Origin of the sequence: Nitrosomonas communis (genome assembly GCF_900114745.1) — a bacterium.
GTDB classification, from domain to species: domain Bacteria; phylum Pseudomonadota; class Gammaproteobacteria; order Burkholderiales; family Nitrosomonadaceae; genus Nitrosomonas; species Nitrosomonas communis_A.
The window spans coordinates 1-8,423 of sequence record NZ_FOUB01000101.1 but is presented as its reverse complement, the minus strand read 5'-3'; the positions used below and the strand labels follow the sequence as shown (position 1 = coordinate 8,423).

Genomic DNA, 8,423 nt, shown 5'->3' with positions numbered 1-8,423 from the left:
CATCAGCCTCAAACTGCCGGGCAGATTCGTAAAGGACTGGTCAATATTTTAAGACATATCGCTATTCGGTCATGGTGGCATGCAAAATATAAAAAATTCATGCCACCAGATTGGAATAAAAATTGGAATTCAGGATAGGAATAACGCAACAACAGGTAATACGACAAAAAGATCAATTGCTTTACGTCATTTAAGTTGGAAAAAATCCCAGCTGTGGGAAATGGTTTACTCTAAACTCTAGTCTGTTAAATAAAACCTTGAAATCGTTAATTGACGATATTGATGAAACATATCTCTGGAAGAAATAGCGACTCAAGAGAGCGTCGACAGGAGCTAGGTCAGTCACGGCCAACTTGACCACACTTGCGCCTGACATCATAGTTTCCTTTCTGAATGATGCATTGCTGAATCACATCAGGCTGTTTGATTTGGCAGTAGATCCGCCGGCGCTGCGGGAAGAGCCGCGGGAGCGTGTCAAGAGAGCTTTATCTACATGAATTGGAAAAACATCTTGAATAAATGATCAGTAAAGGGAATGCTCGATATTGGGCATTGCATACTGCCCATAGTGCGGTGAATCCCTGCAAAAGCTTATCGCCGCCAGACTAGATTTCAGTGCTATTACCCAAATTCTTGATTCGGGCGTAATTTTCGTCCTCTAATAAGGACATATTGTCGAAAGCGTAACGAACGAAGGGTTCTTTGAAAAAGCGGGCTTTACAGAGAAACTTTCAACGATTCAGCACGGAGCTTGAATCTTGACAGAATCTCGCGGACTTTGGAGATTGATGAAGGTTTTCAAAATGAAACGGAAACTCTCTCGTGTGAGTAACGGCAGAATTTACTTCGGCAAATTCGTGACAGTATTTGATCAAGCCTTTCTTATCTTTGATCGCGTCTTTTTCCAGTTCCAGAATCATAAAAACTTTGTCGGGAACGTCATAATCTTACGAGAACCCTCTGTTTTCGCAATATCAAAACCGAAACCCGAAATGCGGGTAATAATTTGCGTGCCCGAGAACAAAAGCGGCAGAAAACCCGTTTTCCGCAACGGTTTTCAGACTTGCGCGGACGAGCCTTGACCCGATGCCGTGATTTTGAAATTCGAACAAAACAGTCATCGCGCAAGTCCGAGAAAATCGGTTTTTTCATCCTCAGACTTGATCGGGCGGAAAAAAATATGCTCGACGACCTTGTTGCCTTTGAGTTCGCCAACAAACAAAGTATAGGGGCAGTTTTTCTCAAATTTTCGACTAATTTCGCTTAGCCTTTGCCTTTGCAAGCCAGCGCGCAGACGCGGTAAACCTGAACAAAATCAGACGGGACTTGAGAATAAATAGATTCAGTGTTTAGCTTAAAAATTGAAGGAAAAAGATTGATCTTCTTCCTTCAATTTTTCATATTGTTCACAATTTACGCCGGAACTTTATGCGCCGTTTCGCGTTTCCAGTTGCGGTGTTGGGCGATTGACGCGACAAAAGGTTTGGCCGTTTCCTTTGCCGTGCCACCGAAAATCACAGCTTTATCTGTTTCATCCTTCCCGGCATACGTCTGGTTTTTGATAAATTCGACGCCTTCGCCGACGCCGGCGATCGCCTTGCAGTGCTTAAAGGCTTCGTTGACAAAATGAATCGCGTCCATTTCATCTGCTAAAGCGTCAACGCTCGTCTTACCGCCCGGAACGTAAACCGCGTCAAAAAGAACCGAGCTAGTCGTCAGCCATGTTTCGTTAACTTTGACTTCTGCGCCGCCGGCGGTTTTGATCGAGCCGTGCCGCGGTGCAATAATCTTGACCATTGCGCCTTCTTCAATTAATGATTTTTTCATCGCGTCGAGCGCGTCGTCATCTACACCGTCCGCTGCCAGAAAAGCAACGCGGCGCGTCTTTATGGTGTCTTTGACGGTATTTTCCATACTCAGCGCTTCGGATCTATCGAGATAGTTCCTCTTGTCGGTCGGCTGAACCTTGTTTGGGTCGGTGTCCGCGCCGAATGAATGGTTGATCGGCTGTTCGGGGTTCTGCGCCGTTAATCCGAGATTGGCAGCAACCTTGTTTGCTAGATCCTTATCGATTTGCGTCAACATGTTGACCATTCTCTGCCGGATCGCGACCATTTCGACCTTTCCTAGTTCGAACGAAAAAGCGTCAATCATATGTTTTTTTTCGGCTTCCGATTGGCTGTGATAAAACAACGCAGGCTGCGTGAAATGGTCGCGGAAGCTTTCGCTGCGGGCGCGCACTTTTCGGGCATCAATGCGTTCTTCGTAAGAATGAAAACCGCCCTCCGTCATCATCGCCTGAAACGGGCAGCCGCCACCCAGAGAATTCGGATCATACGACACGCGTCCTTTGTTGATCATCTGGCGCATCTGCGAGTCGCGTTGATTGTTGTGAATCGGCGCGATCGGGCGATTGATTGGAATTTCGTGAAAATTCGGTCCGCCCAAGCGCGATAACTGCGTGTCCAGGTAAGAAAACAGGCGCCCTTGCAGCAGCGGGTCGTTTGTAAAATCAATGCCCGGAACGATATGACCAGGATGGAACGCGATTTGTTCGGTTTCCGCGAAAAAGTTATCGGGATTGCGATTCAGAATCATTTTGCCGATCCGCTGCACGGGAACTAACTCTTCGGGAATGATTTTTGTCGGGTCGAGTAGATCGAATTCGAATTTATGTTCATCTTCTTCGGCGATGATCTGCACGCCGAATTCATATTCAGGATAAACGCCCGCTTCGATTGCGTCCCAGAGATCGCGGCGATGAAAATCGGGGTCTTTGCCCGAAATGCGCGTCGCTTCGTCCCAGAGAACCGAATGCAGACCGAGAAGCGGTTTCCAGTGAAATTTGACGAAATGGGATTTGCCTTCCTCATTGATAAAACGAAATGTATGGACGCCGAAGCCTTCCATCATTCTAAAACTGCGCGGAATCGCGCGATCCGACATCGCCCAGAAGATCGCGTGCATCGATTCGGGCATCAGACTGACAAAATCCCAGAAAGTATCGTGCGCGGCGGCGGCTTGCGGAATTTCATTATGTGGTTCGGGTTTCACGGAATGTACGAGATCGGGAAATTTCATTGCATCCTGAATAAAAAACACCGGCGCGTTGTTGCCGACTAAATCGTAATTTCCCTCTTCAGTGTAAAATTTAACGGCAAAACCGCGGATGTCGCGCGCCAGATCGGTCGAGCCGCGCGAACCGGCGACGGTCGAAAACCGCACGAAAACCGGTGTTTTCACGCTCGGATCTTGCAAAAATTTTGCCTTCGTATATTTCGCCATTGATTCGTAAACCTGAAAATACCCATGCGCCCCTGCGCCGCGTGCATGAACGATGCGTTCGGGAATACGTTCGTGGTCGAAATGCGTGATCTTTTCGCGGAGAATAAAATCTTCGAGAAGCGTCGCGCCGCGCTCGCCCGCCTTTAATGAATTTTGATTGTCGTTGATGCGAACGCCCTGATTGGTCGTTAGAAATTGTTCGGTGCTATCTTCGCGGTTTTGTTCTAGATCTTGTAGTTTATAATTGCCGTTGGCTTGATCGTTCTTATCTGCTGCCATTATCTTTCCTCTTAATAATTGTTTTATAGTTTTCAATAAAATTAGATGAAACATTTCGGCAGATTTATTTTCCACTTTTTTGGAAAAATAAAAGCCCAAGCGCTTTGTCTGATTTTTGGTAGACGTTTTTTCGCGTTTTAAATTCAATGATTTTTTCTTACTAGAGGAATATTATTTATTCATCGCAGCAATAACTAAAATTTCGGAATTCACGGAACAAAGGTAACTAATTGATATATAAAAATAATAGTGTCTTAAAATGGTATAATATTGCTTGTCTTGAAATATTATTTACTTTCTAACAGAACACCATGAATCGAGACATAAAAATTTGTGCTTTACCAACTTTAGCGGCTGATCTTTTGCAAGCAAGCGGCCTTTTATAGCCAACCTCACATAAATTGACCATAATTTACGGATGACCTATCCGATGGCTTAGCGTCAGTACCCAGGGCATCAATCATGCTTTAAAGCGTCTGGGCGTGACTTATAAAAAAAAGCCTGCGCCACCCCAAAGCCAGCGAAGAAGAGCGGCGTATCTTCCAGCAAAAAATTGAAGGCTATGAGCGCGAAGGCCGCGTCATCGTTTACATTGATAAAAGCGGCTTTGCGCATGACATGCCGCGTAAGCATGGCTATGCGCCAGTGGGTGAACGCGTCCATGGTATAAAAGATTGGCATGCAAGAAGCAGAACCCATGTGATCGGCGCCCTGATCAGAAAGGCGCTGCTGACCATAGGCCTGTTCATAGCCCATATCACCGCCGACATTTTCTATGCGTGGGTGACGCAGGACCTTTTGCCTAAACTTCTGCCCGCTTGCGTAATTGTCATGGACAACGCAACCTTCCATAAGCGGCAGGATATCCAAACTGTCATTGCCCATGCCGGGCATACGCTTGAATACCTGCCGCCTTATTCCCCAGACTTAAATGACATTGAACCCAAATGGGCTCAGGCCAAAGCCATCAGAAAAAGGGAAGGTTGTTCCATCGAGCAGCTCTTTGCCGCTTATGAAATTTAAATCATTTTATATGGGATCTGCTATATGAGCGCGAAGGCCGCGTCATCGTCTACCTTGATGAAAGCGGCTTTGCTCACGACATGCCGCGCACGCATGGCTATGCGCCAATGGGTGAACGCGCCCATGGCGTAAAAGATTGGCATGCAAGAGGCCGAACCCATGTCATCGGCGCCCTGATCGGAAAGGCGCTCCTGACCGTAGGCCTGTTCATAGCCCATATCACCGCCGACATTTTCTATGCATGGGTGACGCAGGACCTGTTGCCTAAACTTCTGCCCGCTTGCGTGATTGTCATGGACAACGCGACATTCCACAAGAGGCAGGATATCCAAACCGCCATTGCCAATGCCGGGCATACACTTGAATACCTGCCGCCTTATTCCCCAGACTTTAATGACATGGAGCCAAAATGGGCCCAGGCCAAAGCCATCAGAAAAAGGGAAGGTTGTTCCATCGACCAGCTCTTTGCCACCTATGTATTTTGAATCATTTTATATGAGATCATCTATATGTCGCTCGTCAGGGTGAAGCGGTAGGAGAATACAATAACCGTTCAATGGTGAACCAGCATGTATTGCGAAGAGGGGCATCCGCTACTCCGGTGACACATACATGCTCAAGCTTTCGCAATTTTCTGCCAGCCGAGATATGCTGGCAGTTTTTCGTCATCCGACTGGCGCATAATGTAGAGTTTGAGGCTAATCTGACTGGCAAACCGCAGTTCCTCTATGATAAGCTTTTACTCATCACGCGGTGAAATGGAAAACCGTATCATGGAACAACAGCTTGATCTGTTTACAGATTGCACCAGCTGCCAGTGGTGGTGGTCAAATCAATTTCGTCTGCTCCTGTCCTCGCTGGCCTACATCCTGCGGGAAACCATACGGCGCCTTGCCTTGCAAGGTACCGAACTGGCTCAAGCCTATGTGAGCACATTACGCCTCAAACTGATCAAAATCGGTGCCGTTATTCTACGTAATACCCGCCGTATTCGCTTTTTACTTGCAAGTAGCTGTCCTTATCAGAAACTATACTTCCAAGCTGCAGCCAGACTGACTTCTGGATAACTCATTTACAGGATTATGAACTGCCGTTTACCGCATAAAATAGCTATGAGGGTGGATACGCTACGCATGTCAATAGAGAAAAACCTCTTTTCTGTCATAATTTCCACCAAAAAATACGAAAAAAGTGCATTCCATCACAACAAATTCTCAATAGAAATCGATTTATCCACTTGGAATATGAATTTCTGGCAAATTCACTCTTATTTTTGATGCTCGTGCAATATTCGGACTAGATTCTCATTCAGTCGGACGTGAGTTCACGATGAGCCAGGTATGGCCGTTGGCATCGCCGATATATTGCTGCTTTGGCTCCTAGTAGTCGGGTAGCAGGCTTCGATTAAGGTTGGTTGGTTGTTGTTGGTTATAAAGTTCAAATTCGGTCAATATTCCGCATTTTTTACTACATCGGCGGCAAGTGAAGCACCTACTTTCGATGCCACATCCATCGCAAGGTGCTGGAGCATATCGGTTTCATCGAGGCCTTCCAAAAAACGCTTGGGTATACCCGATAGCCCGGTCTGAGCCCCGACGAGCGCCCCGGTCAAGACAGCGCGTGCCTGATTTTCACCGCCGCCATTCACAGCGTGGAGCACAGCCAATTCGAAATCGTTCGGAAAGCGGGCGGCAAGATGATAGGCGGCGGGAAGTTGGTGATAAATGGCGCAGGTCATGCCATAAACGATAGAGACTTTCCAAGCGGGCTCTATGCGGATATCGGGATCAGTAGCAGCACTCGCGACATATGAAGGGGTAAGGAGTGCATCTGGCGAGATAAAATATCCGCTTTCCAGCGGACGGTCCTTCTGCGGCGGTTGCAAGTCGGTATGTGCCATCGTATGGAAGGGCAATTTTCTCGCTCTTGCTAGCCGCAAGAGCTTGCCGGAAAGACTGCCGTCGAGCTTGTCTCCCTGCACCAGAAGTCCCAATACCGCACCGTATGCGACAGTAAGGGCAACTACGGTTTCATCGTTCTGGGTGAGGCGTGTATTGCTGGAGATGGCGGCAGCCATATCCAACGGCTGAAAGGCGTAGCGGACTGCCAATGCGAGCGTTCTCCCTATCGCTTCGGTGGTGTCGGCTGGCCCTCCGGTTTGTACCCCCCAAGGTAGGTTTTGCTGGATACGTTTGCGCCAAACGTCGCGAATCGACTGCTGAGTGTATCCCCCGGGCCCGTTGACAGGCATGCCGTTGAGCAACGGGAATATTTCCTCGTCCATGCGCCGGCAGAAATCCGCTTCATCATAGTCGCCGCGCTCGACGAGCGAGCGCAGCATCAGGCGGAGAATGATGCCACCCTGTGAGAGTTGGCCCGCTTTGAGATCACTATGGTAGCGGCCGGGCTTGGGGTCGACATAGGTCGTGATCCAGTCGCCGTAGTCACGGCGGAGCACTGTGAGGTCGTAATACCAGTGGGGACCGAGGCCTAACGCATCCCCAACGAAGGCACCCATGATGGCGCCGGCAGCCCGATCCCTGGTGTCAGAGTCTTGAATAAAGGTGCCGAACATATTCTGATCCTCCAGTTGGTTAGCATCCTCTAAATGATTTTTCGAACGTCAGGACGCGAATTATCCATGAGCGTTGAATCTATCCCAGCCGATAGTTTTCGTCAACTGCTGCTCACTGTGGTTTGCGCCGCCGCGATGCGGTGCGCTCGCGCATAAGCCGGCTCCACCAACGAATGGTGTTTGAACCTCAATTGGACAAAAAGATACTATAGCACAACCAGATAATTTTGATTGTAATTGATGGCATATTCACTGGATTTCCGACGTAAAGTCCTGTCTGTCCGATAGAAAGAAGGATTTACAATAGCCGAGGTGGTGGCCCGGTTTGATGTTGGCGTGGCAAGCTTGACGCGCTGGGTTAAGAACATCCATCGTAAACCTCAAGGGTTTCGCCAACGCAAGATTGATCTTGATGTATTGCGACAGGATATTCTCGATTACCCTGAGGCTTATCAGTACGAGCGAGCAAAACGTTTGGATGTGACTCAGAACGCTATTTTTCTGGCGCTCAAGAAGCTTGGCATAACCTATAAAAAAAACTCTGAAGCATCCCAAAGCAGACGGAAACGCACGGCGTATCTTCCAGAAGAAGATTGCCGCCTATGAAGCCGCAGGCCGCGCCATTGTTTACATTGATGAAAGTGGGTTTGCACATGAGGCGCCGCGCACGCACGGTTATGCCCCCGCTGGCCAGAGATGCCATGGCACACATGACTGGCGCGCGCAAGGTCGTACCAACGCGATTATAAACAGCAAAACTAAACCGTCGATATGCTCATTATGTCCTATATATTCTAAATCATTATTAACTGGTTAGGCTACAGTGCATGAAGGAGCTGGCACCTTTCTTTTCCAAGCATTACTGATGCCCTTCTAAATGTCAAGTAGCAGTTTGTGTGCTATTGATAAAATTATTCCGCTTTCTCAAAATGTAATATAACGTGAGTTCGACATAAGAATCATCACAACACAAATGGAAGAGCTTGAGGGAGTCTGATATTAAGCGAGGGTTTCGTCTCGCGAAAAGTGTAAGCCACCAGTCCAGCTATCAGATTAACAAAGAAGTTAAATGGGCTGCGATGGCGGAAATGCTCGATTTGCGAGATATTCTTCAGTGGGTCATTGACGGTCTCAATAATTGAGCGTTTACGTAACAAGAGCTTGTCAAAAGCGGCAACAGCTTGTTTTTCATGTTCTTGCGTACTTTGGTAACGAGCTGCACGCCCTGCTCAAAGAGTGGCTGCGAGAGTTAGCCCCGGTC

General features: G+C 47.9%; 8 protein-coding genes and 1 pseudogene. 5 read left to right on the top strand and 4 right to left on the bottom strand.

What is annotated here, in order from left to right; genetic code table 11:
- Positions 1 to 1,413: 1,413 nt before the first annotated feature.
- Together katE and BM122_RS23655 are read right to left on the bottom strand one after the other, a co-directional pair.
- Entirely contained in the window at positions 1,414 to 3,564 is a 2,151-nt protein-coding gene (gene katE, locus BM122_RS19390) for a catalase HPII (protein WP_074907145.1), read from the bottom strand.
- A gap of 456 nt (positions 3,565 to 4,020) precedes the next feature.
- The gene (locus BM122_RS23655; RefSeq protein WP_177198220.1) at positions 4,021 to 4,197 is read right to left on the bottom strand and encodes a hypothetical protein; all 177 of its coding nucleotides are present in this window, start codon (positions 4,195 to 4,197) and stop codon (positions 4,021 to 4,023) included.
- Between BM122_RS23655 and BM122_RS19385 the strand changes: the two genes are divergently transcribed.
- The 3 genes from BM122_RS19385 to BM122_RS19370 all read left to right on the top strand — a co-directional run bounded on the left by BM122_RS19385 (position 4,183) and on the right by BM122_RS19370 (position 5,654).
- Positions 4,183 to 4,587 carry a transposase gene (locus tag BM122_RS19385; protein WP_218152173.1) on the top strand — a complete coding sequence of 135 codons (405 nt, stop codon included), beginning with the start codon at positions 4,183 to 4,185 and terminating at the stop codon, positions 4,585 to 4,587. The two genes, BM122_RS23655 and BM122_RS19385, sit on opposite strands and share 15 nt — an antisense overlap.
- An 8-nt stretch (positions 4,588 to 4,595) precedes the next feature.
- Positions 4,596 to 5,072 (top strand): transposase, encoded by a 477-nt coding sequence (locus BM122_RS19380; RefSeq protein WP_371264955.1) that lies wholly within the window; start codon positions 4,596 to 4,598, stop codon positions 5,070 to 5,072.
- A 243-nt stretch (positions 5,073 to 5,315) separates the two neighbouring features.
- On the top strand, positions 5,316 to 5,654 hold the full coding sequence (locus BM122_RS19370; RefSeq protein ID WP_074907139.1) for a transposase: 339 nt from the start codon (positions 5,316 to 5,318) through the stop codon (positions 5,652 to 5,654).
- A 380-nt stretch (positions 5,655 to 6,034) separates the two neighbouring features.
- Here BM122_RS19370 and BM122_RS19365 read toward each other — a convergent pair whose 3' ends face one another.
- Positions 6,035 to 7,105, bottom strand: a complete 1,071-nt coding sequence (locus BM122_RS19365; RefSeq protein ID WP_256212227.1) for an ADP-ribosylglycohydrolase family protein — start codon at positions 7,103 to 7,105, stop codon at positions 6,035 to 6,037.
- 360 nt (positions 7,106 to 7,465) lie between these two features.
- Between BM122_RS19365 and BM122_RS19360 the strand changes: the two genes are divergently transcribed.
- Complete coding sequence (locus tag BM122_RS19360; protein WP_256212226.1) at positions 7,466 to 7,768, top strand: transposase; 303 nt, start codon at positions 7,466 to 7,468, stop codon at positions 7,766 to 7,768.
- Entirely contained in the window at positions 7,765 to 7,911 is a 147-nt protein-coding gene (locus BM122_RS23650; protein WP_177198219.1) for a hypothetical protein, read from the top strand. Before BM122_RS19360 ends, BM122_RS23650 begins: the two co-directional genes overlap by 4 nt.
- 213 nt (positions 7,912 to 8,124) lie before the next feature.
- Here BM122_RS23650 and BM122_RS24500 read toward each other — a convergent pair.
- A pseudogene (locus tag BM122_RS24500) lies at positions 8,125 to 8,411 on the bottom strand (transposase); the annotation flags it as partial.
- Between the last annotated feature and the right edge of the window lie 12 nt (positions 8,412 to 8,423).